Genomic DNA, 22,083 nt, shown 5'->3' on the forward strand with positions numbered 1-22,083 from the left:
GCCCGCCCGAGCCCGGAAATCGCCGACAAGACCAGCCTGCTCGATCTCAACGATCGCATCTGCCGCTGGCCGATGGGCCACCCCGGCGAGCCGGACTTCCATTTCTGCGGCGAGAAGGTGAACCCCGGGTTCCCCTATTGCGTCGAGCACTGCGGCCGCGCCTACCAAGCCCAGTTGCCGCGCGGCCATCGCCGCCCTCCCCCGCCGATGCCCTTCGGCGGCCCGCGCGTGCGCTGACATACGCAAAACTATGAGTCGAAAAAGCCGCGCTCCCGATGGGCAGCGCGGCCTTTTTATTGCCTGTCGGTCGCCAAGCCTATTTGTACCAGAGCCGTCATTCCTGCGAAGGCAGGAATCCAGCGAGCGTTGCCGGTCCGGCAGGCGAAGCCGATCAACGTCGCAACGGGATTCCCGCCTCCGCGGGAATGACGGGGTGGCCCTGATCAGACAGGGCGATACAGGCCCACGAAAAAGGCCCGCTCCGGTGAGGGAGCGGGCCTTCCTGGTTACGCCATGCGGCGCGTGCCTCAGTCGTCTGACTTGAGGAACGCGGGCATGTGATCCGGAGCCGGACCTTCGTCGTGGTCGCGACGCGGACGGTCGCCGCCGTCCCGACGCGGGCCACGATCGCCGCCACGGCCACCGCGGTCGCCGCGCGGGCCACGACGGTCGCCGCCGCGATCACCGCGGTCGCCACGGTCGCCGCGCGGTTCACGCGGTTCGCGAGCGGGACGGGTGTCTTCCAGCGCTTCGCCGGTTTCCTGGTCGACGACGCGCATCGACAGGCGGACCTTGCCACGGTTGTCGATCTCGAGGACCTTGACCTTGACTTCCTGGCCTTCCTTGACGACGTCGCCCGGCTTTTCCACGCGCTCGTTCTTCATTTCGGAGACGTGGACGAGACCGTCCTTGCCGCCCATGAAGTTCACGAAAGCGCCGAAGTCGACGATGTTGACGACCTTGCCGTTGTAGATCTTGCCCACTTCCGGCTCTTCGACGATGCCGAGGATCCAGTTCTTGGCCGCTTCGATCTGCGAGAGGTCGGACGACGAGATCTTGATCAGGCCTTCATCGTCGATGTCGACCTTGGCGCCGGTCTCGGCGACGATCTCGCGGATGACCTTGCCGCCGGTGCCGATGACTTCACGGATCTTCGACTTGTCGATCTGGATCGTCTCGATGCGCGGGGCATGGGCCGACAGCTCGTTGCGGGCCGAACCCAGAGCCTTGGTCATTTCGCCGAGGATGTGCGCGCGGCCTTCCTTGGCCTGGGCCAGGGCCTGACGCATGATCTCTTCGGTGATGCCGGCGATCTTGATGTCCATCTGCAGCGAGGTGATACCCTCGCTGGTGCCGGCCACCTTGAAGTCCATGTCGCCGAGGTGGTCTTCGTCACCCAGGATGTCCGACAGGACGGCGAAGTCCTTGCCTTCGAGGATGAGACCCATGGCGATGCCCGAAACCGGGCGCGCGATCGGAACGCCCGCATCCATCATCGATAGGCAGCCGCCGCAAACGGTGGCCATCGACGACGAGCCGTTCGACTCGGTCACGTCCGAGAGGACGCGGATGGTGTAGGGGAACTCGTCCTTGGTCGGCAGGACCGGGTTGAGCGCACGCCATGCCAGCTTGCCGTGGCCGACTTCGCGGCGGCCCGGCGCGCCGAAGCGACCGACTTCACCCACCGAATAGGGGGGGAAGTTGTAGTGCAGCATGAAGCGCTGGTAGCTGAGGCCGTCGAGACCGTCGATCATCTGCTCCGCATCCTTGGTGCCAAGGGTGGTGGTGCAGATCGACTGGGTTTCGCCGCGCGTGAACAGCGCCGAACCGTGCGTGCGGGGCAGGAAGCGGACCATCGACTCGATGGGGCGGACCTGGGTCACCGAACGACCGTCGATGCGCTGTCCGTCCTTGAGGATGGCGCCGCGAACGATTTCGGCCTCGAGCTTCTTGAGCGTCTTGATCGCGACCATCTGCGTCTGCGGGGTTTCGTCCGCAAACAGGGTCTTGGCCTTGGCGCGCACGTCGTTGAGCGCGTTCGAGCGGGCCGACTTGTCGGTCAGCTTGTAGGCTGCCGCGATGTCGGCACCGACGCCGGCCTTGAGCTTGGCCTTGATGTCGGCGGTGTTGTCGGTGAGATCGACTTCCCACGGATCCTTCGCGGCCTTTTCAGCCAGATCGATGATCGCGCCGATGACCTTGCGGCTCTCGTTGTGGGCGAAGACCACGGCACCGAGCATTTCTTCCTCGGTCAATTCCTTGGCTTCGGACTCGACCATCATCACCGCGCTGTCGGTGGCGGCGACGACGAGGTCGAGGCGGCCCGAGGCGGCTTCGCTCAGCGACGGGTTGAGCTGGTATTCGCCATCCTTGAAGCCGACGCGCGCGGCGCCGATCGGCCCCATGAAGGGAACGCCCGAGATGGTCAGCGCAGCCGAGGCGGCGATCATCGCGACGACATCGGGTTCGGTCTCGCCGTCATAGGACATGACCTGGCAGATCACGTTGACTTCGTTGTAGAAGCCCTCGGGGAACAGCGGACGGACCGGACGGTCGATCAGGCGCGAGACCAGCGTTTCCTTTTCGGTGGCGCCGCGTTCACGCTTGAAGAAGCCACCGGGGATGCGGCCGGCGGCCGAAAACTTTTCCTGGTAGTGGACGGTCAGCGGGAAAAAGTCCTGGCCTTCCTTCACCGACTTGGCGGCGGTCACGGCGCAGAGCACCACGGTTTCGCCATACGTGGCCAGCACCGCGCCATTGGCCTGGCGAGCGATACGGCCGGTTTCCAGAGTGAGGGTCTTTCCGCCCCACTCCAGCGATACGGTCTTGACGTCGAACATGAATATTCCTTCGCCCCACAGGCCCTATTGCCCGCGGGATTTGCTGCCGGGGTGCCGTCCCGGTCCGGTGTGGGGCTTGGCCCCGTGGCGCCCGTGCCGAATTGCCCGGGTGCCGTGTTCTAGCATCATTGCGTGACAGCGCCGAACGCCTTTTGCGTCCGATTGCGTTGCGCCTGCGACCATCGCCCAAAGACGCGGTCGCATGATGCAAAACGGCCCGCCGAAGCGGGCCGTTCCGTGAAATTACTTACGCAGACCGAGCTTCTGAATCAGCGCGTTGTACCGGTCGACGTCCTTCTTCTTGAGGTAGTCGAGCAGCGAACGACGCTTGTTCACCATCTGCAGCAGGCCACGACGCGAATGGTTGTCCTTGTGGTGAGCCTTGAAGTGTTCGGTGAGATTGACGATACGCTCGGTGAGGATAGCAACCTGGACTTCCGGCGAACCGGTGTCACCGGCAACGCGCGCGTTGCCCTGGATGATTTCCTGCTTCTTTTCAGCGGTAACCGACATAAGTATTCACTCCGCGACATCCTCAGAGGTTGAAACCCCGCTCGACGCGCAAGGCGCCGTCCGAAAGCATGACCAGCGCCACCGGCTTGCCGCCGCATCGCGCCCACCACAGCCCGTCGGAAAAGGGCAATCCCGGCAGAACCCGGCCCTGACGGACCGCCCTTGCCTGATCGGGATCGAGGTCCAGAGCCGGGATGTCGACCAGCCCTGCCTCCAGCGGCAAGATTACGTTCTCAAGCGCGGCGCCTTGGCCCCATTCGTTCAGATTGTCCAGCGAAATCGCCTGATCCAGCGCGAACGGGCCGGCCTGAAGCCGGCGCAACATGGTCACGTGCCCCCGCGTGCCGAGCGCGATCGCGAGGTCGCGCGCCAGGCTGCGGATATATGTGCCTTTCGATACGTGGGCCTCGAGCGTCACGCTTTCAAGGGCGTGCTCGGCCCCGCCGGTCGCGCTGATACGCAAGCTGTGGATGGTGACATTGCGCGAGGCCAGCACGACCTCCGCCCCGGCGCGGGCCAAGTCATAGGCGCGCTCGCCGTCGATCTTGAGCGCGGAATAGGCCGGCGGCACTTGCGCGATCGGGCCGGTGAACGCCGGCAGCACGGCTTCAAGCGCAGCGCGCGCGGGGCGCACGTCGCTTGCGGCGATGACCGCGCCTTCGAGATCGAGCGTGTCGGTCTCGCTGCCGAACGCCACGGTGAAGGAATACGTCTTGCTCGCATCGAGCATGCGCCCGCACAGCTTGGTCGCCTCGCCCACCGCGATCGGCAGGACGCCGGTCGCCAGCGGGTCGAGCGTGCCGCCGTGGCCGACCTTGCACTTGCCAAGGCCGCGGCTGCGCAAGTTGCGCTTCACTGCCGCCACGCCTTGAGTCGATCCCAAGGTCAGCGGCTTGTCGAAAATGATCCAGCCATTTGCCATATGCCGGGCGCCCTAGCCGCTGGCGCGCCTGCTGTCAGCCCGCCCTGTCGCGACCGGCAATGGCTCAGCCCAGGGGATGGCCCGCGATCCACGCGGACACGGCGAGGTAGTGGTCGGCGAGCCAGGTGACCGGCGGCGCCACGACGGCGCGAACCGGATCGAACGACGGGATCAGCCACGGCACTACGACCAGCAGGGCCAGCACGATCGGAAAACCGATCGGCCGCAGCCGGGCATAGCCCTGCGCCAGGCGCTCGGGCAGCAGGCCCTCGACGATGTGCGAGCCGTCGAACGGCGGCAGCGGCAACAGGTTGAACATGGCAAGAAACAGGTTGATCGCCAGGAAGTTGACGAGATTGTCCGCCACGAACTGGGCAACCGGCCCCGGCGCTACGGCCATCCGCGCGAGGAGGCCGATGCCGATCGCCGCCAGCAGCGCCAGCGCAAAGTTCATGGCCGGCCCGGCAGCGCCCACCAGCATCATCTTGCGGCGCGGATCGGGAAGCCCGCGCAGGTCCACCGGCACGGGCCTTGCCCAGCCGAACACCGGCGCATGCGCCAGCGCGAGCATGCCGGGCAGGATCACCGTGCCGACCGGATCGACGTGGCGCAGCGGGTTGAAGCTCAGCCGCCCCTGCCGCTCGGCGGTATGATCGCCCAGCCAGCGCGCAACGCGACCGTGCGCCACTTCGTGGAAGACGATGGCGACGATCATCGGGATGGCGACGGTCGCGATCTGGTAGAGCGTATCGTTCATGCCCGCGCCGCCCATTCCTCGCGCAGGATCGAGAACAGCACGGTATCGCGCACGCGACCGGTCCAGGTGCGCCGCTCGTGGCGCATCACCCCTTCGACCACCGCGCCGAGCTTGCGGACCGCGCCCTGGCTGCGCTCGTTGACGCGATCGACCTTGAACACCACGCGCTCCAGCCCGCAGGCAAAGGCATGGTCGATCATCAGCCGCTTGAGCCGGCCGTTGAAGCCGGTGCCGCGCAGGGCGGGCACGATATAGCTGTTGCCGATCTCGATCGACCAACCGGGAGCACCGTGCTCGATCCATGCGGTCATGCCGACGACCGCACCGTCCTGCATCACCGCGTAGGCGCGGCGCGTGGGCGCGCCATGAAGCAGGCTGTCGAACTGCGGGTCGAACGCCGCGCCTTCGTACGTGAAGGGATAGATCTGCCAGATCGCGGTATCTGCGTGGCAGGCGATGCGCAGGCCTTCGCGGTGCGTCTCCGCCAGCCGTTCGAGCGTGACGTCGCCGGCGGACAGGGGAACATAGAGGTCGGCATCGGTCATGATCGTGCATCCGCACGCAGCGCGGCGCTGAAATGCGCGCGGCAAAGGGAAAGATAGCGCTCGTTGCCGCCGATCTCGGTCTGCGCGCCCTCGTAGACGGGCGATCCATCGGCATCGACGCGCAGGTTCATCGTCGCCTTGCGGCCGCAGTGGCAGACGGCCTTGAGCTCGACCAGCGAGTCCGCCAGCCCCAGCAGCGCCGCCGATCCTGCGAACAGCTCGCCCCGAAAGTCGGTGCGCAGCCCATAGCACAGCACGGGAATGCCGGCGCGGTCGGCGATGTCGGCAAGTTGCCAGACTTGTGCCCGCGTCAGGAACTGCGCCTCATCTACGAGCACGCAGGCCAGCGGATGGCGCACCTGCTCGGCATTCACCGCCTGCCAGAGGTCGGTCTCCGCCGTGAAGCGGTGCGCGTCGGCGTGGAGCCCGACACGGCTCGAAATGGCGAAACCCTCGCCCAGATGCGCCGGCCGATCATCGAGCGCCGCGGTCCACAGCATCGTCGCCATGCCGCGTTCGCGGTAATTGAAATCGGCCTGGAGCAGGTTGGTCGATTTGCCCGCATTCATGCTGGCATAGTAGAAGTAGAGCTTGGCCATGGCGCCGCCTCCGGCAATCGAGCGGACGTCAGTCTTCGGCCGCGTCGCCCGACAGGTCGCGCACCACGCGCGGATCGGCGAGCAGGGCTTCGATGCGTCCGGCCTCGTCGAAACTTTCGTCGGGCAGGAAGCGGATCTTCGCCGCGTACTTGGTCTTGAGCCGCCCGGCCACTTCCTTCTGGAAATATGCGGTGTGGGTGCGCAGCGCCTTGAGCACGATGTCCTCGTCGGCGCCGAGCAGCGGCTTGATGAAGACGGTCGCGTGGCGAAGGTCGGGCGACATGCGCACTTCGGTCACCGAAACGCTGCGCGCGGTCAGCACGTCGTCGTGCACCTGCTGGCGCATCAGGAGTTCGGAAATCACATGGCGGACCTGCTCGCCCACCTTGAGCAAGCGAACGGAACGGGTTTCGGGCGTGGCAGTCGGTCGGTTCATCGTGGCGCCTATATGGGGCATCGCACGCGATTCCGCCAGCCGGCGACGCCGCGCATGTGGGCAATCGTGATCCGAGCTGCCAAAATCGGTATCGAAGTGATTACAATTTCGGACATTTTCTGCGGGAGCTGCCGCCGTTCCACGGGGTTTTCATGACAAGAGTTCAGACAATGAAAGGACCGTCATGAACAAGATCGCCACCTCGCTGATCGCCCTTGCGATCGCGCTGCCCACCGCCACCCCGGCCTTCGCGCAGCACCGCGATGCCCGTCATGACCAGCGTCACGACATGCGCCGCGACGATCACCGCGTCCCGCCGCGCGCCGGCAACCCGTTCCGCAAGGGCCAGCGTTTCGACATGCGTCGCGCGCCGAATTACGCGGTGGTCGACTATCACCGCCACCGCCGCCTGAGCGCGCCGCCGCGCGGCTATCACTGGGTGCGGTCGGGCAACGACGCTCTGCTGGTCGCGATCGGCACCGGGATCATCGCCTCGGTCGTGGCAAACTCGTTCTGATTTGACCGGACGCAAAAAGGGGGACGGTTTCGCCGTCCCCCTTCGTGTTTTCAGCTGATGCGCCCGGATCAGTCGGGCTTCTTGGCCACGACGACCATCGCAGGACGCAACAGGCGGTCCTTGATCGTGTAACCGGCCTGCAGTTCCTGGATCACCGTGCCGGCCTCGTGGTCGGTCGTCGGCATTTCCATCATGGCCTGGTGCTGGTGCGGATCGAGCGGCAGGCCCTTGGCGGCGATACGGGTGATCCCGTGATTGCCGAAGACCTTCTCGATTTCGCGACCGGTCGCCTCGAGCCCGGCGACGAGGCTCTTGAACTTGTCATCCTCGCGCAGCTCGGCCGGGATGGTCTCCAGCGCACGGCTGAGGTTGTCCGACACCGACAGGATGTCACGCGCGAAGCTGGTCGCTGCGTAAGCGCGGGCGTCGGCGATGTCCTTCTCCATGCGGCGGCGGACGTTCTGCGTCTCGGCCTTGGCATAGAGCACATCCTGCTTGGCCACTTCGAGTGCCTCGCGCAGCTGCGCGGTCTCGTCGGCCGCCTCGGTCATGCTCTCGGGCACGCCGGCCAGTTCGGCTTCGACTTCGGCGTCTTGGGGGCGCGTCTCGTTATCCGTCATTTGCGTGAAAATCCGTCTTGTCCGATGAGTTTGCCCAATGACTGGGCCGTGAAATCCACCATGGGGACAACGCGCGCATAATTCAACCGCGTTGGCCCGATTACGCCGACCACGCCGACTACGCGCCCCTCGTTATCGCGCCACGGCGAGGCGATCACCGACGAGCCCGACAATGAGAAAAGCCGGTTCTCGCTGCCGATGAAGATGCGCGTCGCCTCGGCCTCGCGCGCTGCGTCGAGCACCCCGGCGATCGCCTCGGCGCTTTCCAGCTCGTCGAGCAGCTGACGCACGCGCTCGATGTCGCCCAGCGCCGTGTCGTCGAGCAGGTTGGCCTGCCCGCGCACCACCAGCACCGGGCGCTGGGCCGCATCCATGCTCCACACCGCCAGCCCGCGCTGGACCAGTTCGGCACTGGCCGCATCGAGCGCGCTGCGCCCGCCGGCGATCTCGGCCCGGATCGCGCTGACCGCCTCGGCCAGCGTCCGCCCGGCGAGCCGCGCGGTCAGATAGTTCGAGGCCTCCTCGAGCACCGAGGGCGGCATCGGCGCGGGCAGGTCGATCAGGCGATTCTCGATGGCCCCGTCCTCGGCCACCAGCACCGCCAGCGCGCGCGCCGGCGCCAGGGGCACGAACGAGAGCTGCACGAGGCGCGGCTCGCGACGCGGCACCATGATGACCCCCGCCCCGGCCGACATCTCCGACAAGGCGGAGGTTGCCGCGGCCAGCGCCGCCTCGATCGTCCCGCCGCTGGCGAGCCCGCGCTCGATCTGGGCGCGTTCGGCGGCGGATGGCTCGGCCACCTGCATGATTCCGTCGACGAAGAGCCTGAGGCCGATCTCGGTCGGCATGCGCCCCGCGCTGGTGTGTGGTGCGGCCAGCAGCCCTGCATCCTGCAATTCCTGCAGCACCGAGCGGATCGAAGCCGGGGACAGATTGACCCCGCCGCTGCCCGCCAGCGTGCGTGAGCCGACCGGCAGGCCGGAAGCGATGTAGCCCTCGACCACGAGGCGAAAAATATCGCGCGCGCGGTTGGACAATTCGGTGAGTGTTGGGCCGGTCATACCACCCCCTTATGTAGAAGTGCGCGGCCCGCGCTCAAGCGATTTGCATGAGCCGCCGGGGATTCGCTTGCGGGTCGCCCGGCAATCGGCCAAGGCAGCGCGCAATTCGACAGACACCAGCCCATATACCAGCGAGGACAAGACCCATGCGTGCTTCCGGCCGCGCCGCCGATCAGATGCGGGCGATCTCCATCGAGACCAACTTCACCAAGCATGCCGAAGGTTCGGTGTTGATCGGCTTCGGCGACACCAAGGTGCTGGTGACCGCTTCGGTCGAGGAGCGCGTGCCGCCGTTCCTGCGCGGCAAGGGTGAAGGCTGGGTGACCGCCGAATACTCGATGCTTCCGCGCGCCACCCACACCCGCGGCAGCCGCGAGGCGGCCAAGGGCAAGCAGTCGGGCCGGACTCAGGAAATCCAGCGCCTGATCGGCCGGTCCCTGCGCGCCGTGACCGATCTCAAGAAGCTCGGTGAGCGTCAGATCACGCTCGACTGCGACGTCATCCAGGCCGATGGCGGCACCCGTACCGCCTCGATCTCGGGCGCATGGGTCGCCCTGCGTCTCGCCGTCCAGAAGCTGATGGCCACAGGCGCGATCCAGGAAGATCCGCTGACCCGCAAGGTCGCCGCGATCTCGTGCGGCATCGTCAAGGGCACGCCGGTACTCGACCTCGACTACATCGAGGACAGCTCGGCCGATGCCGACGCCAACTTCGTGCTGATCGAGGGCGGCCACATCGCCGAGGTCCAGGCGACCGCCGAAGGCGCGACCTACGACGAGGAAGCCCTGCTGCGCCTGCTGCGCCTGGCACGCCTCGGCTGCGCCGAGATCTTCGCCGCACAGGATGCGGCCGTCTCGCGATGAGCCGCAAGCTCGCGCCCGGCAAGCTGGTCATCGCTACGCACAACAAGGGTAAGCTGCGCGAAATCCAGGCGCTGCTTGCCCCTTACGGGCTGGAATGCCTTTCGGCAGGCGAACTCGGCCTCGCCGAACCGGCCGAGACGGGCACGACCTTCGTCGAGAACGCGCTGATCAAGGCGCACGCCGCCGCGCAGGCGGCCTGGCTGCCGGCGTTGTCGGACGACTCCGGCCTCTCGGTCGCTGCCCTGGGCGGCGCGCCCGGGGTCTATACCGCCGACTGGGCGGAAGCTGCGCCCTATGAAGGCGGGCCGGGGCGCGACTGGTACATGGCCATGGGCAAGGTCGAGGGCAAGCTGGCCGAACTCGGCCCCGATGCGCCGCGGGACTGCTGGTTTTCCTGTGTGCTGTCGATCGCCTGGCCCGATGGCGAGGCCGTCTCGTACGAAGGGCGCGCCAACGGCACGCTGACCTGGCCGCCACGCGGGACGATGGGTTTCGGCTATGATCCCGTGTTCGTTCCCACCGGCGACACGCGCACGTTCGCCGAACTCGATCCGGCCGAAAAGCACGCGATCAGCCACCGCGCCGACGCCTTTGCCAAGCTGGTTGCCGACCAGTTCGCCTGAGCGGGTCGTTCGAGGCTTCCGCCACCCCCGTCCCCTGCTGTAAAGCAGGGGGTGGTGGCGGCAGGCTTGACGCCCCCCGGAGACCCAATGCCCCCCCTCGCCCTCTACATCCACTGGCCGTTCTGCCTCGCGAAGTGCCCCTACTGCGACTTCAACAGCCATGTCCGCGCCAAGACCGACGTGGCGCAGTGGCAAGCGGCGCTGCTCGCCGACATGGCGCACGAGGCGGCGCTGCTGCCCGGCCGGCAGCTGACCTCGATCTTCTTCGGCGGCGGCACGCCCTCGCTCATGCCGCCCGCCCTCGTCGCCGCGCTCATCGAGGCAGCCGGCCGGCACTGGACACTCGCCCCCGACATCGAGATCACGCTCGAGGCCAATCCCTCGTCGGTCGAGGCCGCCAATTTCGCCGCCCTGGCCGCGGCGGGGATCAACCGCGTCTCGCTCGGCCTCCAGGCGCTCGATGACCAGACGCTGCACTTCCTTGGGCGGCTGCACGATGCCGCCGAGGGGATCGCCGCGCTGGAGGTGGCCCAGCGCCACTTCGCGCGCGTCAGTTTCGACCTGATCTATGCCCGCCCCGGCCAGACGCCCGAGGCGTGGGAGGCGGAACTGACCCGCGCGCTCGGCTTCGGCACCTGCCATCTCTCGCTCTACCAACTGACGATCGAACCCGGCACGCGCTTTGCCACGCTGGTGCGCGAGGGGCGCTTCACTCCGCTCGACGATGATGCCGCCGGCGACATGTTCGGGCAAACCCGCGCGATGACCGCCGCCGCCGGCCTCCCGGCCTACGAGATCAGCAACCATGCTCGCCCCGGCGAGGAGAGCCGGCACAATCTGACGTACTGGCGCTACGGCGACTACGCCGGGATCGGGCCGGGCGCGCACGGCCGGCGCCTGTCGACCGCGACCGTCAGGCATCGCAAGCCCGAGAACTATCTGCGCGCCTTTGCCGAGCAGGGGCACGGCATCGTCGAGCAGCGCGCGCTCGGCCTGCGCGAGCAAGCCAGCGAGGCGCTGCTGATGGGTCTGCGGCTGCGCGAAGGGGTCGACATCGCCGCGCTCGCCACGCGCTTCGGGCTCGACGCGGGCGCCCTGATCGACCCCGCCAAGAGCGCCTTTCACGCCCGCAACGGCCTCCTCCGCGAGGACGGGCTGCGGCTCGTCGTCACCGAGGCGGGCATGCCGCTGCTCGACGGCCTGCTGGCCGAGCTGGTTCCGGCCGAGCTGGTGGCCTGACGCCACGATGACGCACGCCGCGCTGCTCACCGCCTGGCACGATCATCTCGCGCTGGCGCTGCGCCGCTCGCCGCATACCACGCGCGCCTATCACCGCGCCGCCGAGCGGCTGCTTGATAGCCTGCCGGACGGACAGGACTGGGCCACCCTCGCCGCCCTCGATGCACCGCGCCTGCGCCAGCATCTCGCGCAGCGGCGCAGCGAGGGCTTGGTCAACACATCGGCCGCGCGCGAATTGTCGGCGCTGCGCGCATTCCTGGCCTTTGCGCGCGAGCAGGCGGGATTGCCCGCGGCCGCCGGCCCGCGCCTGCGCGGCCCCCGCGTCAAGAAAGGCCTGCCCCGCCCCGTCTCGCCCGACGACGCCGTGGCGCTCGCCGAGATCGTCTCCGACACCGCCGAACCCTGGATTGCGGCCCGCGATCGCGCCGTGCTGCTGCTGCTCTACGGTGCCGGCCTGCGCATTGCCGAGGCGCTTGCCCTTCCGGCCAGTGTGATGCCGCTGGGCGAGCGGCTGACCATCACCGGCAAGGGTGGCCGCCAGCGCGTCGTCGCGCTGCTGCCCATCGTGCGCAACGCGGTGGCCGACTATGCCGCACGGGTCCCCTACCCGCTCGACCGCCAAGCTCCGCTGTTCCGCGGCGCAAAGGGCGGGCCGCTCGCCCAAGGCATGGTCCAGCGCGCAATGGCCCGCGCGCGCATCGCGCTCGGCCTGCCCGAAACCGCCACACCGCATGCGCTACGTCACAGCTTTGCCACGCATCTCCTCGGCGCCGGCGCTGACCTGCGCGCGCTGCAGGAACTGCTTGGCCACGCGAGCCTGTCGTCGACGCAGATATACACCCGCGTCGATGCGGCGACCCTGCTCGATGCCTGGCGCAACGCGCACCCGCGGGCCGAGAGCTGAGAACGCATCTGACGGCTTTTCCCGGCCGATCGTTCCTGCTATGTTCCAACCATGCAGGTCATCAAGGGCAGAGGCGCGCAGTCGGGCGCGGTGCCGACGCGGTTCGGTCTCGCCACGCGCGAGGCGGACGGCGACTGGCAGGATATCGCAGAGTCCATCGATGGGGAGCCGCCCCGCCTGCGCACCAGCGTGACCGACGAATTCCCCAGGTCGATCCTGACCTTCAACGCCTCGCCCGACATCCCGTTCGACCGTTCGGTAAATGCCTATCGTGGCTGCGAGCATGGCTGCATATACTGCTATGCGCGGCCGACGCACGCTTATCACGATCTCTCGCCGGGCCTCGATTTCGAAACCAGGCTGTTCGCCAAGCCGCAGGCCGCAGACCTGCTGCGCGCCACCTTTGCTAAGCGCGGTTATATCCCCCGCCCGCTGGCCATGGGCACCAATACCGATCCCTATCAGCCGATCGAGCGCGATTATCGCATCACCCGGCAAGTGCTGGCACTCTGTCTCGAAGTCGGCCACCCGGTTACGATCACCACCAAGTCGGCGCGTGTGCTCGACGATCTCGACGTACTGCGGGCCCTGGCGGAGCGACGGCTGGTCGCGGTCGGTATCTCGATCACTAGCCTCGATCCGCGGCTGTCCAGCCTGCTAGAGCCACGCGCTTCGAGCCCGGCCAAGCGCATGGCTGCGCTTGGGGCGCTGGTCCAGGCCGGTATCCCGGCACACGTTGGCGTCTCCCCGGTGATCCCCGCAATCACCGACGAATTTCTCGAACAGATCCTGATGGAGGCCGGCAGCCTCGGCGTGCGGTCTGCCAGCTGGATCATGCTGCGCCTGCCCCACGAAGTCGCGCCGCTGTTTCGCGAATGGCTCGACACGCATTTCCCCGATCGTGCCGCCAAGGTGATGCACATCGTCCAGTCGATGCGCGGGGGCAAGGACTACGACGCGAGCTTTCACACGCGGATGAAGCCCAAGGGCGTATGGGCGGACCTCATCCGCACGCGGTTCCGCCTTGGCATCCGGCGGGCGGGGATTGCTCAGGACAAGTTGGAGCTCGACTGCTCGCAGTTCCGCGCGCCGGCTCGGGATGGGCAGCTCGACTTGTTCTGAGCCGCGCGCTTGTGCTGCGGTGGTTAGAGAACCGAAATCGCGGGAGGAAGTCAGGGCTGGACCCCGGATCAAGTCCGGGGTTGACGTAGGAAATGCGCAGTTACCCACTTCGTCACCCCGGACTTGATCCGGGGTCCAGCTTACGGACTGATCAGCCGGCCGGTGGCAAACCGTCACCGCTTGAACCGATACTCCGCCACCGTGCGAACGATCTGGCCATTGGCGTCAACCTCACCGATCCCGATCCCGACGACCGAACCCGCGGCATCGAAGCGATGGCCGTCCGGCGCCGATGCAAAGGTGCCGAGCGCCGGATTGGCCTCGTTCGCCAGCAATGTAAGATGCGGATCGAACTGCATGAAAACATTGGGAGAACCATAGCGCTCGAAGGCTGGTAGCTTGGCCGGGTAAGCACTCATCCATGCAGGGGGCGCGAGGCTGCGGTCGCGCAAAGGTTCGCCGGCCAGCGTCGCCTCGTCGGCCAGGCGCTGCAATGCCGGCGTGCGGGCAAGGTGCAAGAACAGCCAGTTGTTCGCCGTCCGGTCGATACCATCTACGGCCAGCGGAATGCTGGCGCGCCGCTTTGCCAGCGCCGCGACGGCCTTCTTGAGGCGCGGGATCGCACTGGCGGGGTAGCGCGTCAGATAGAGCGTGGCGTGCACCGCCTGCCCCCGCATGCGGAACGTCTGCATCCCCGATGCCGCCAGTTCGGCACTGGCCCGGTCGACCGAGGCCACCAGCGGGGCCGAGGGAATGGCATAGATGTCGAGGCTGACCATGTCCTCGGCCCGGGCCGGCGTGGTCATCGCTGCGGCCGCGCCGGCAACCAGCACAATCATCCGCATCATGGCCTTCGATCCTCGTTCGGTCATTATCTGCATTGCCTTAGCTCTAGCGGCCGCGCCGCCAAAGAAAAAGCGGCCTTCCCAATGGGAAAGCCGCCCTTTCTGACAATCGATCGAAGGATCAGAGCGTGCGTTCGCGCTCTTCCACCTCGAACACTTCGAGCATGTCGCCCGCCTTGATGTCGTTGGTGTCCTGCAGAACCACACCGCACTCGAGGCCGGCGCGGACTTCCGAGACGTCGTCCTTGAAACGCCGCAGCGAGGCGATGACCGTCTTGCTGACGATGACGTCGTTGCGCGTGAGACGCGCGTGGATGCCCTTGCGGATGTAGCCTTCGAGGACGAGCAGACCGGCGGCCTTGTCCTTCTTGCCGGCGGGGAACACTTCCTTGACCTCGGCGCGGCCGACGACGGTTTCGATGCGCTCCGGACCCAGCTCGCCCGCCATCTCCTTGGCGATGTCGTCGGTGAGCTGGTAGATCACGTCGAAGTACTTCATCCGCACCTTGTTGCGCTCGATCAGTTCGCGCGCCTTGGCGTTGGGACGGACGTTGAAGCCAACGATCGGGGCACCCGACGCTTGGGCCAGGCCCACGTCGCTTTCGGTGATGGCACCCACGCCCGACTGCAACACGCGCACCTTGATCTCGTCGGTCGAGAGGCGGTTGAGCGCGTTGACGATCGCTTCGGTCGAACCCTGCACGTCCGCCTTGATGACCACCGGGTATTCCAGCACGGTCTGCTTGGCAGCGAGCGCCGAGAACATGTTCTCGAGGCTCGACGGAGCAACGGCGGTGCGCTTGGCGGTCGCCTTCTCCTGACGATAGGCAGCGACCTCGCGGGCACGGCTCTCGTTCTCGACGACGGTGAGCGTGTCACCGGCCATCGGCACGCCGCCCAAGCCCAGCACCTCGACCGGCAGCGACGGCGTGGCCGACTTCACCTGGCGGCCCTTGTCGTCGAGCATGGCGCGCACGCGGCCCGACTGCGTGCCGACGACGAGAATGTCGCCCACATGCAGTGTACCGCGATTGATGAGCACCGTGGCGAGCGGACCCTTGCCCTTGTCGAGCTTGGCCTCGATCACGGTCGCTTCCGCAGCGCGATCGGGGTTGGAACGCAGTTCCATCAGCTCGGCCTGAAGCAGGATCTTCTCGATCAGGGTATCGAGGCCAGCGCCGGTCTTCGACGAGACTTCCACGTCCTGAACGTCGCCCGACATTTCCTCGACGATGACTTCGTGCTCGAGTAGGCGCTCGCGGATCTTCTGCGGGTTTGCCTCGGGCTTGTCGGCCTTGGTAATCGCGACGATCATCGGCACACCGGCGGCCTTGGTGTGATTGATGGCCTCGATCGTCTGCGGCATGATGCCGTCGTCGGCGGCCACCACCAGGATGACGATGTCGGTGACGTTGGCGCCGCGCATGCGCATCTCGGTAAAGGCCGCGTGGCCCGGCGTGTCGAGGAAGGTGATGTGGTCACCGCCCTTGGTCTTGATCTGGTACGCGCCGATGTGCTGCGTGATGCCGCCGGCCTCGCCGCGCACCACGTCGGTGCCGCGCAGCGCGTCGAGCAGGCTGGTCTTGCCGTGGTCGACGTGACCCATGATCGCCACCACCGGCGGACGCGTCTTGAGCGTGTCCTCCGCGTCGACGTCGGCAGCGGTGTCGATGTCGACGTCGCTGTCGCTCACGCGCTGGATGTTATGGCCGAACTCGGTGACCAGCAGCTCGGCAGTATCCTGGTCGATGGTCTGGTTGATGGTGACCATCATGCCCATCTTGAACAGCGCCTTGATGAGGTCCGCAGCCTTCTCGGCCATGCGGTTGGCGAGCTCCTGAACGGTGATCGCCTCGGGGACGACCACGTCGCGGACCTGCTTTTCGCGGGCCTGGGTCTGGCCGGCGAAGTGCGCACGGCGTTCCTTTTCACGCGCACGCTTGAGCGCGGCGAGCGAACGGGCGCGGGCGCCCTCGTCCTCGTTGAGCGCACGCGTCACGGTCAGCTTGCCCGCCTGGCGGCGGTCATTGGCATTCTTGTCGCGCGGGGCGTGCGCCGGCTTCTTGGGCGGTTCGGGGCGCTTGGGGGCCACGACCGGGGTGAAGCGGCGCGGAGCCGGGGCAGCAGGGGCCGCCGCCGGTGCAGCAGCGGCAGGTGCTGTTGCCGCAGGTGCCGGAGCGGCCGGGGCGGCAGCGACCGGCTGGGCAGCGGGGGCTGCGGGCGCGGGCGCTTCGACGACCGGCTCGGACGCGGGGGCAGGCTGCGCGGTCTCGACCGGCGCGGGCGCCTCGACCGCGGCTGCCGCAGCGGCTTCCTTCTGCGCGGCGCGGTTACGCTCTTCCTCGATCGCGCGCAGGCGCTCTTCCTGCTCGCGACGATTGGCGGCTTCCAGCGCGTTGAGGCGGGCTTCCTCGGCTTCGCGCAGCAGGCGGACCTGCAGTTCCTGACGCGTCTCGCGAGAGGCGGCGGGCGAGACCGGCGGCGGCGGCGGCGGAACGACCGGCGCGCGCGCAGCCGGGGCGGCGGGAGCCGGCGCAGGCGCAGCAGCGGCGGGTGCGGCCGGCTGTCCGCCGGGCACCAGCTTGCGGCGCTTCACTTCGACCACCACCTTGTTGGTGCGACCGTGGCTGAAGGTCTGCTTGACCTCTCCGGCCTCGACTGCGGTCTTCAGGCCCAGTGGCCTGCGGCCCAGTGTCGGCTTCTTGTCGCTATCGCTCATCGAACTCATTCGCCCTTCGTATCAATATCGTCGTTCGCCGCAGCAGCGGCTGGTGCATCGGCATGGGGAGAGCCGGCCGGGACATCCTTGCCCGGTGGTGGCTCTTCCAGTTCCGCAGCCCCAAGAAAATGCAACAGCCGGGCCAGTGGTCCGGCAATGCGTGCGGCAGCGCCCGCGTCGGTAACGCCCAGGTGAACGACGTTGTCGCGGCCCAATGCCACAGACAACGCCGCCCGGTCCAGCGGCAAGATGGTCCCGGTCATCCCCGAACCTTCGGCCATTTCACCCACGCGCCAGGCCTGGGCCAACTTGCCCACGCCATCGGCCTTGGCATCGCTGGCATGGCCCAGCCAGGCGATGGCACCCGAGCGCGCGGTCTGTGCGATCTTCTCGGTGCCGAGCACCACGTTGCCGGCACGCAGTTCCAATCCGAGTCGGTCGAGCAGGGCGCGGGTGTGGCCCTGGGTGATGCGATCGGCAAGGTCGTCGGGGACGGTAAGGGGCGCGCCCTTGAAGGCACGCGCCAGCGCTCCCCTTAGTTTGCCATTGGCAAGGGCGATTTCAAGGTCTTGGCGTGAAACACCCAGCCACGCGCCACGCCCGGGAGCCCGGGCGAGCGGATCGGGCAGGACCAGCCCGTCGGGCGAGATCGCCAGGCGCAGCAGATGGTCCCGCTCGTCATGACGGGCGGTGAGAATACATTTCCGCTCCGGCGAAGCCTTTGCAGCCTTCGCCGGACGGTCCTGCGGCCTTGCGGCGCTCAGCGTCTCATTGCGAGGATTCCGCATTGGCGGCCTCCTCGGTTTGCGGCGCGGCGTCGGCACCGGTTTCCGGCTCGTCGTCGAACCAGTGGGCGCGCGCGGCCATGATGATCTCGTTGCCCTGCTCGTCGGTCAGGCCGTATTCGCCCAGAACGCCGCCCTTGTCTTCCTGGCGCTCCGAACGCTGATCACGCTCGCGGCGATCGTTGTTGCGGCGGCGCTGGTCGTTGTTGCGCTTCTTGGCGACGAGTTCGTCGGTTGCGAGATCGGCCAAGTCGTCGAGCGTCTTGATGCCTGCCTTGCCCAGCGTGACCAGCATGGCCTCGGTGAGGTGCGGCAGCTCGGCCAGGTCGTCTTCGACGCCCAGCGCGCGGCGTTCCTCGCGCTGGCCTTCCTCGCGGCGGTCGAGCGCTTCCTGCGCACGGTTCTGCAGCTCGGTGGCCAGTTCCTCGTCGAAGCCCTCGATCGAGGCCAGTTCGGCGATGTCGATGTAGGCCACTTCCTCGAGCTCGCTGAAGCCTTCGGCCACCAGCAGCTGCGACAGCGTCTCGTCGACGTCGAGTTCCTCCTCGAAGGTCTTCGAACGCTCCGAGAATTCCTTCTGGCGCTTCTCGCTCGATTCGGCCTCGGTCATGATGTCGATGGCCGAGCCGGTGAGCGAGGAGGCGAGGCGCACGTTCTGGCCGCGGCGACCGATCGCCAGGCTCAGCTGGTCGTCGGGGACGACCACTTCGATGCGGCTCTCTTCCTCGTCGATCACCACGCGGCTGACCGTCGCGGGCTGCAGCGCGTTGACGACGAAGGTCGCGGTGTCCTCGCTCCAGGGGATGATGTCGATCTTCTCGCCCTGCAGTTCCTGCACGACGGCCTGGACGCGGCTGCCCTTCATACCGACGCAGGCGCCGACCGGGTCGATCGAGCTGTCGCGGCTGATCACGCCGATCTTGGCGCGCGAGCCCGGATCGCGGGCGGCGGCCTTGATCTCGATGATGCCGTCGTAGATTTCGGGCACTTCCTGCGCGAACAGCTTCTTCATGAATTCGGGGTGCGCGCGGCTGAGGAAGATCTGCGGGCCACGGTTCTGGCGCTCGACCTTGAGGATCAGCGCCCGCACGCGCTCGCCCACGCGCGGCACTTCGCGCGGGATCTGCTGGTCGCGACGGATCACGCCCTCGGCGCGGCCGAGATTGACGATCACGTGGCCGAATTCGACCGACTTGATCACGCCGGTGATGACCTCGCCGGCGCGGTCCTTGAACTCGTCGTACTGGCGGTCACGCTCGGCGTCGCGAACCTTCTGGAAGATCACCTGCTTGGCCGACTGCGCGTCGATGCGGCCAAGGTCCACCGGCGGCAGTGGATCGACGATGAAGTCGCCGACCTTGGAACCGGGCTGGAGCTTCTCGGCCTGCTTGAGATCGACCTGCTTGAAGTAGTCCTCGACTTCCTCGACGACTTCGACGACGCGCCACAGGCGCAGGTCGCCCGAGCGCGGGTCGAGCTTGGCGCGAATGTCGTTCTCGGCACCGTAGCGGTTGCGCGCGGACTTCTGGATCGCTTCTTCCATCGCCTCGATGACGATGGACTTGTCGATCATCTTCTCGGCAGCGACCGCATTGGCAATTGCCAGCAGCTCGGCACGGTTGGCGGAAATCGCACTGGCCATGGCTTAGTCTTCCTGTTCTTCAAGAAAAGCGTCGGTTTCGCCCGCATCGCCGTCGTCATTGTCGGCGCTGGGGTCTTCGATCAGTTCCTCGTCCACGCCGGACGTGTCGACCGGGCGTGAGGCGGCGATGAGCCGATCGGTCAGGATCAGCTTGGCATTGGTGACGAGCGCGAAGGGCACGTCGTAGACCGTGCCGTCATCCTCGATCGAGATCGTTCCGGTCTCGGCATCGAAGGCCATGATGTCACCGCGGAACCGCTTGCGCGTGCCGACGAGCTCGGACAGCTCGATCCGGGCCTCATGACCGATGGCGGCGGCAAAATCCTTCGGGCGGGTGAGCGGACGGTCGATCCCCGGCGAGCTGACCTCGAGGCGATAGGCCTCCTCGATCAGCATCTCGCCGGCTTCCTCGAGCGCGTCGATCTTGTCGGAGATGCGGTGCGAGAGCGCAGCGCAATCCGCGATGACCAGCTGACCGGTCTCCGGACGCTCCGCCATGACCTGGAGCGTATGCTCTTCGTCACCCACTTCGCTCTTGCCGTAAAGGCGCACGCGCACGAGATCGAAGCCCAGGGCTGTCACCTCCGGCTCTACAATCTCGATGATCCGCGCGATATTCGTCATGCCGTCTCCAATGATGCCGACCCGTGACGGCAACGAAGTTTCGCGCCGGCCCCGTTTGGCGCCAGCCCGCATCTGCCTTCACAATGTCGGGATGAATGTTCCTCTACGCCCCCTTGCGGAAAATAGCAAGAACAAAGCCGCACGCGTGGCGGGGCGCCACCTTCGCTTCGCAGGCACCGTGCCCGCAGTGCAAGGGGGCGGGATCGCCGGAAAGGATCCGGCGACGGTATCAGCGGACCCGCCCGGTCCGCGACGCCCTCGACCTCCCAAGGGGATGGAAAGAAGGTCGGCCCGCCCCTCGCGCTGCGCGGCATGCGATTCGCCGCAGCGATGAAAATGCTTATGCCAAATTCTTGGTGAATATTCCCAAGATTTGGCATTCAACTGAGGTTCATCCGGCGGCCGAGCCATAAATCCGCCCCAGATTTCGGGCCTCGGCCAAATTGGCACGGCCTGTGCATAGCTCTTGGCATCCGCCGGACAAGACGCCCGGCGCCAGATCAAACAGGGAGTTCCACCATGACCAAGTTCGTCCGCGCCATCGCCCCCCGCCTCGCCGCCGCCACGGCCGCCCTCACTCTGTCGCTCGCACTGATCGGCCAGACCGTCGAGATGCCCAACGCTGCGAGCGTTTCCGCCAACACCACCTCGGAGATCGCATGATGACCGACCTGCGCTTTGACGACAGCCCCGTCCGCCCCGCCCGCAAGCGCAGCTTCCTGCGCCGCGACCGCCAGAACGGCAAGATCTTCGGGGTCTGCGCCGGCATGGCCGAAACCCTCGACGTCGACGTCACCTGGGTGCGCATCGCCTGGGTCGCCGGCACCCTGCTGGGCTTTGGCTCGCTGCTGCTGATCTACCTGGCAATCGCGCTGATCGCCGACTGATGCCCCTTGCGCCTTGCCGTGCCGCGTCAAACTGACGCGGTACGGGCGAAGGGCGAGAAGTCGGTATCGGTATCGAACACGTCGACCCCCTCGCGACGCTTGAGGAAACCGACCACCGCATAAGTCACCGGCGTCAGCACGATTTCCCACAGAACCTTGAAGGCCCAGTTCGTCAGCATGACGTGGATCACGTCCGCCGTCGTCCAGGTGCCGAGGAAGGCGATGGGATAGAAGATCGCGCTGTCCACGGCCTGGCCGAAGATGGTCGAGCCCCAGGTGCGTGTGAAGAGGTACTTGCCCCCGGTCCATACCTTCATCCGGGCCATCACGAAGGAATTGACGAATTCGCCGGCCCAGAACGCGGTGACCGATGCCAGCACGATGCGCCATGTGCTGCCGAATACAGAGACATACGTGGTCTGGCAGATCGCGCCGGCCGAAGATCGTGCGACGAGATCGGCAAATCGGGGATCGCTGCTCGACGCGCAGCCCCAATCCGCCGCGACCGGCATCGCCACGACCACGAAGCTCATCACCGCCATGAACAGGAGCGCAAAGAACCCGACCCACACGCAGCGCCGCGCGTTGGCATAGCCATAGACCTCGGTCAGCAGGTCGCCCAGCACGTAGGACACCGGGAAGAACAGGATGCCGGCACCGAAGGTGAAGCCGCCGACGTTCGACAGCTTCGATGCGCCTATCAGGTTGGACAGCAACAGGATCGCGACGAACGCCGCCATCATGTAGTCGAAATAGCGGAAGTGCCGGCGTGCACCGGTCGTGCCACCGATCTTCTCGAGGCCTGGGGCGCCTCGCGCGCTGATGTCGTCGTTCATCCGTTCGTTCATGGGGACGAACTGCTATCGTGATTTGCACGAAAGGCAAAGGCACCTTATGGGCACAGGCGGATGCGCGCCCTTAGCTCAGCTGGATAGAGCATCGGCCTTCTAAGCCGGTGGTCGCAGGTTCGAATCCTGCAGGGCGCGCCATCCCCCTGGCCTCCCCCACCCACTGCAGGAC

24 protein-coding genes and 1 tRNA gene are annotated in these 22,083 nt (G+C 66.9%); 10 read left to right on the plus strand and 15 right to left on the minus strand.

The features are described from left to right. A partial coding sequence (locus tag V7Q48_RS17160; RefSeq protein ID WP_333840264.1) for a GcrA family cell cycle regulator occupies positions 1-237 on the plus strand: 237 nt, incomplete at its 5' end. A 290-nt stretch (positions 238-527) separates the two neighbouring features. On the opposite strand, the gene pnp is transcribed toward V7Q48_RS17160, so the two are convergent. The 7 genes from pnp to rbfA form a co-directional block, all read right to left on the minus strand. Continuing rightward, positions 528-2,840, minus strand: a complete 2,313-nt coding sequence (pnp, locus tag V7Q48_RS17165; RefSeq protein ID WP_333840266.1) for a polyribonucleotide nucleotidyltransferase — start codon at positions 2,838-2,840, stop codon at positions 528-530. 243 nt (positions 2,841-3,083) lie between these two features. Continuing rightward, a complete protein-coding gene (rpsO, locus tag V7Q48_RS17170; protein WP_333840268.1) occupies positions 3,084-3,353 on the minus strand; it encodes a 30S ribosomal protein S15 in 270 nt (89 codons plus the stop codon). Positions 3,354-3,375: 22 nt separating this feature from the next. Continuing rightward, the gene (truB, locus tag V7Q48_RS17175) at positions 3,376-4,275 is read right to left on the minus strand and encodes a tRNA pseudouridine(55) synthase TruB (protein WP_333840270.1); all 900 of its coding nucleotides are present in this window, start codon (positions 4,273-4,275) and stop codon (positions 3,376-3,378) included. Positions 4,276-4,339: 64 nt separating this feature from the next. Beyond that, positions 4,340-5,032 (minus strand): site-2 protease family protein, encoded by a 693-nt coding sequence (locus V7Q48_RS17180; protein ID WP_333840272.1) that lies wholly within the window; start codon positions 5,030-5,032, stop codon positions 4,340-4,342. Further along, positions 5,029-5,577 (minus strand): GNAT family N-acetyltransferase, encoded by a 549-nt coding sequence (locus V7Q48_RS17185; protein ID WP_333840274.1) that lies wholly within the window; start codon positions 5,575-5,577, stop codon positions 5,029-5,031. Before V7Q48_RS17185 ends, V7Q48_RS17180 begins: the two co-directional genes overlap by 4 nt. Next, positions 5,574-6,176, minus strand: coding sequence for a thymidine kinase (locus V7Q48_RS17190; RefSeq protein ID WP_333840276.1), 603 nt, complete (start codon positions 6,174-6,176; stop codon positions 5,574-5,576). Before V7Q48_RS17190 ends, V7Q48_RS17185 begins: the two co-directional genes overlap by 4 nt. Positions 6,177-6,204: 28 nt before the next feature. Then, entirely contained in the window at positions 6,205-6,612 is a 408-nt protein-coding gene (rbfA, locus tag V7Q48_RS17195; RefSeq protein WP_333840278.1) for a 30S ribosome-binding factor RbfA, read from the minus strand. 184 nt (positions 6,613-6,796) lie between these two features. Here rbfA and V7Q48_RS17200 point away from each other — a divergent pair, with 184 nt between their 5' ends. After that, on the plus strand, positions 6,797-7,129 hold the full coding sequence (locus V7Q48_RS17200) for an RcnB family protein (protein ID WP_333840280.1): 333 nt from the start codon (positions 6,797-6,799) through the stop codon (positions 7,127-7,129). 68 nt (positions 7,130-7,197) lie between these two features. Here the strand turns inward: V7Q48_RS17200 and grpE are convergent, their stop codons facing one another. Together grpE and hrcA are read right to left on the minus strand one after the other, a co-directional pair. After that, a complete protein-coding gene (grpE, locus tag V7Q48_RS17205; protein ID WP_333840283.1) occupies positions 7,198-7,749 on the minus strand; it encodes a nucleotide exchange factor GrpE in 552 nt (183 codons plus the stop codon). Beyond that, positions 7,746-8,810, minus strand: coding sequence for a heat-inducible transcriptional repressor HrcA (hrcA, locus tag V7Q48_RS17210; protein WP_333840285.1), 1,065 nt, complete (start codon positions 8,808-8,810; stop codon positions 7,746-7,748). The genes grpE and hrcA overlap by 4 nt, the downstream gene beginning before the upstream one ends. A 146-nt stretch (positions 8,811-8,956) precedes the next feature. On the opposite strand from hrcA, the gene rph reads away from it, so the two are divergent. The 5 genes from rph (at position 8,957) to V7Q48_RS17235 (ending at position 13,561) form a co-directional block, all read left to right on the plus strand. After that, on the plus strand, positions 8,957-9,673 hold the full coding sequence (gene rph / locus V7Q48_RS17215) for a ribonuclease PH (protein ID WP_333840287.1): 717 nt from the start codon (positions 8,957-8,959) through the stop codon (positions 9,671-9,673). Then, positions 9,670-10,296, plus strand: coding sequence for an RdgB/HAM1 family non-canonical purine NTP pyrophosphatase (gene rdgB / locus V7Q48_RS17220; protein ID WP_333840289.1), 627 nt, complete (start codon positions 9,670-9,672; stop codon positions 10,294-10,296). The genes rph and rdgB overlap by 4 nt, the downstream gene beginning before the upstream one ends. 87 nt (positions 10,297-10,383) lie before the next feature. Beyond that, positions 10,384-11,535 (plus strand): radical SAM family heme chaperone HemW, encoded by a 1,152-nt coding sequence (gene hemW, locus V7Q48_RS17225; protein ID WP_333840291.1) that lies wholly within the window; start codon positions 10,384-10,386, stop codon positions 11,533-11,535. Between the two features lie 7 nt (positions 11,536-11,542). Beyond that, the gene (locus V7Q48_RS17230) at positions 11,543-12,439 is read left to right on the plus strand and encodes a tyrosine recombinase XerC (RefSeq protein ID WP_333840293.1); all 897 of its coding nucleotides are present in this window, start codon (positions 11,543-11,545) and stop codon (positions 12,437-12,439) included. Positions 12,440-12,490: 51 nt separating this feature from the next. Beyond that, positions 12,491-13,561: a PA0069 family radical SAM protein gene (locus V7Q48_RS17235; RefSeq protein ID WP_333840295.1), complete on the plus strand. Its 1,071-nt coding sequence runs from the start codon at positions 12,491-12,493 to the stop codon at positions 13,559-13,561. Between the two features lie 173 nt (positions 13,562-13,734). On the opposite strand, the gene V7Q48_RS17240 is transcribed toward V7Q48_RS17235, so the two are convergent. From V7Q48_RS17240 to rimP, 5 genes are all read right to left on the minus strand, one after another. Further along, positions 13,735-14,409 carry a hypothetical protein gene (locus tag V7Q48_RS17240; protein ID WP_333840297.1) on the minus strand — a complete coding sequence of 225 codons (675 nt, stop codon included), beginning with the start codon at positions 14,407-14,409 and terminating at the stop codon, positions 13,735-13,737. Between the two features lie 118 nt (positions 14,410-14,527). Continuing rightward, complete coding sequence (infB, locus tag V7Q48_RS17245; RefSeq protein ID WP_333840299.1) at positions 14,528-17,125, minus strand: translation initiation factor IF-2; 2,598 nt, start codon at positions 17,123-17,125, stop codon at positions 14,528-14,530. 5 nt (positions 17,126-17,130) lie between these two features. Beyond that, positions 17,131-17,913 carry a DUF448 domain-containing protein gene (locus V7Q48_RS17250; protein ID WP_333840301.1) on the minus strand — a complete coding sequence of 261 codons (783 nt, stop codon included), beginning with the start codon at positions 17,911-17,913 and terminating at the stop codon, positions 17,131-17,133. Further along, positions 17,894-19,552, minus strand: a complete 1,659-nt coding sequence (nusA, locus tag V7Q48_RS17255) for a transcription termination factor NusA (RefSeq protein ID WP_333840303.1) — start codon at positions 19,550-19,552, stop codon at positions 17,894-17,896. The genes V7Q48_RS17250 and nusA overlap by 20 nt, the downstream gene beginning before the upstream one ends. A gap of 3 nt (positions 19,553-19,555) precedes the next feature. Beyond that, positions 19,556-20,176 carry a ribosome maturation protein RimP gene (gene rimP / locus V7Q48_RS17260; protein WP_333840305.1) on the minus strand — a complete coding sequence of 207 codons (621 nt, stop codon included), beginning with the start codon at positions 20,174-20,176 and terminating at the stop codon, positions 19,556-19,558. 519 nt (positions 20,177-20,695) lie between these two features. Between rimP and V7Q48_RS17265 the strand changes: the two genes are divergently transcribed. Both V7Q48_RS17265 and V7Q48_RS17270 read left to right on the plus strand, forming a co-directional pair. After that, positions 20,696-20,839 (plus strand): hypothetical protein, encoded by a 144-nt coding sequence (locus tag V7Q48_RS17265; protein ID WP_333840306.1) that lies wholly within the window; start codon positions 20,696-20,698, stop codon positions 20,837-20,839. After that, positions 20,836-21,063, plus strand: coding sequence for a PspC domain-containing protein (locus tag V7Q48_RS17270; protein ID WP_333840309.1), 228 nt, complete (start codon positions 20,836-20,838; stop codon positions 21,061-21,063). The genes V7Q48_RS17265 and V7Q48_RS17270 overlap by 4 nt, the downstream gene beginning before the upstream one ends. Positions 21,064-21,089: 26 nt before the next feature. On the opposite strand, the gene V7Q48_RS17275 is transcribed toward V7Q48_RS17270, so the two are convergent. Further along, positions 21,090-21,911: a queuosine precursor transporter gene (locus V7Q48_RS17275; protein WP_333840311.1), complete on the minus strand. Its 822-nt coding sequence runs from the start codon at positions 21,909-21,911 to the stop codon at positions 21,090-21,092. A gap of 64 nt (positions 21,912-21,975) precedes the next feature. Between V7Q48_RS17275 and V7Q48_RS17280 the strand changes: the two genes are divergently transcribed. Further along, positions 21,976-22,052: transfer RNA gene (locus tag V7Q48_RS17280), tRNA-Arg, on the plus strand. Positions 22,053-22,083 lie beyond the last annotated feature (31 nt).

The sequence above is a fragment of the Novosphingobium sp. genome (assembly GCF_036803765.1).
In the GTDB taxonomy this organism is placed as follows: domain Bacteria; phylum Pseudomonadota; class Alphaproteobacteria; order Sphingomonadales; family Sphingomonadaceae; genus Novosphingobium.

Bases quoted from the DNA above. Each gene is read 5' to 3' on its own strand.
- rpsO (WP_333840268.1), bottom strand. From the start codon at position 3,353: ATGTCGGTTACCGCTGAAAAGAAGCAGGAAATCATCCAGGGCAACGCG.
- rimP (WP_333840305.1), bottom strand. From the start codon at position 20,176: ATGACGAATATCGCGCGGATCATCGAGATTGTAGAGCCGGAGGTGACA.
- rdgB (WP_333840289.1), top strand. From the start codon at position 9,670: ATGAGCCGCAAGCTCGCGCCCGGCAAGCTGGTCATCGCTACGCACAAC.
- grpE (WP_333840283.1), bottom strand. From the start codon at position 7,749: ATGACGGATAACGAGACGCGCCCCCAAGACGCCGAAGTCGAAGCCGAA.
- hrcA (WP_333840285.1), bottom strand. From the start codon at position 8,810: ATGACCGGCCCAACACTCACCGAATTGTCCAACCGCGCGCGCGATATT.
- V7Q48_RS17265 (WP_333840306.1), top strand. From the start codon at position 20,696: ATGACCAAGTTCGTCCGCGCCATCGCCCCCCGCCTCGCCGCCGCCACG.
- V7Q48_RS17185 (WP_333840274.1), bottom strand. From the start codon at position 5,577: ATGACCGATGCCGACCTCTATGTTCCCCTGTCCGCCGGCGACGTCACG.
- V7Q48_RS17230 (WP_333840293.1), top strand. From the start codon at position 11,543: ATGACGCACGCCGCGCTGCTCACCGCCTGGCACGATCATCTCGCGCTG.
- hemW (WP_333840291.1), top strand. From the start codon at position 10,384: ATGCCCCCCCTCGCCCTCTACATCCACTGGCCGTTCTGCCTCGCGAAG.
- V7Q48_RS17240 (WP_333840297.1), bottom strand. From the start codon at position 14,409: ATGATGCGGATGATTGTGCTGGTTGCCGGCGCGGCCGCAGCGATGACC.
- V7Q48_RS17250 (WP_333840301.1), bottom strand. From the start codon at position 17,913: ATGCGGAATCCTCGCAATGAGACGCTGAGCGCCGCAAGGCCGCAGGAC.
- V7Q48_RS17270 (WP_333840309.1), top strand. From the start codon at position 20,836: ATGATGACCGACCTGCGCTTTGACGACAGCCCCGTCCGCCCCGCCCGC.
- pnp (WP_333840266.1), bottom strand. From the start codon at position 2,840: ATGTTCGACGTCAAGACCGTATCGCTGGAGTGGGGCGGAAAGACCCTC.
- infB (WP_333840299.1), bottom strand. From the start codon at position 17,125: ATGAGCGATAGCGACAAGAAGCCGACACTGGGCCGCAGGCCACTGGGC.
- truB (WP_333840270.1), bottom strand. From the start codon at position 4,275: ATGGCAAATGGCTGGATCATTTTCGACAAGCCGCTGACCTTGGGATCG.
- nusA (WP_333840303.1), bottom strand. From the start codon at position 19,552: ATGGCCAGTGCGATTTCCGCCAACCGTGCCGAGCTGCTGGCAATTGCC.
- V7Q48_RS17190 (WP_333840276.1), bottom strand. From the start codon at position 6,176: ATGGCCAAGCTCTACTTCTACTATGCCAGCATGAATGCGGGCAAATCG.
- V7Q48_RS17275 (WP_333840311.1), bottom strand. From the start codon at position 21,911: ATGAACGAACGGATGAACGACGACATCAGCGCGCGAGGCGCCCCAGGC.
- V7Q48_RS17180 (WP_333840272.1), bottom strand. From the start codon at position 5,032: ATGAACGATACGCTCTACCAGATCGCGACCGTCGCCATCCCGATGATC.
- rbfA (WP_333840278.1), bottom strand. From the start codon at position 6,612: ATGAACCGACCGACTGCCACGCCCGAAACCCGTTCCGTTCGCTTGCTC.
- V7Q48_RS17235 (WP_333840295.1), top strand. From the start codon at position 12,491: ATGCAGGTCATCAAGGGCAGAGGCGCGCAGTCGGGCGCGGTGCCGACG.
- V7Q48_RS17200 (WP_333840280.1), top strand. From the start codon at position 6,797: ATGAACAAGATCGCCACCTCGCTGATCGCCCTTGCGATCGCGCTGCCC.
- rph (WP_333840287.1), top strand. From the start codon at position 8,957: ATGCGTGCTTCCGGCCGCGCCGCCGATCAGATGCGGGCGATCTCCATC.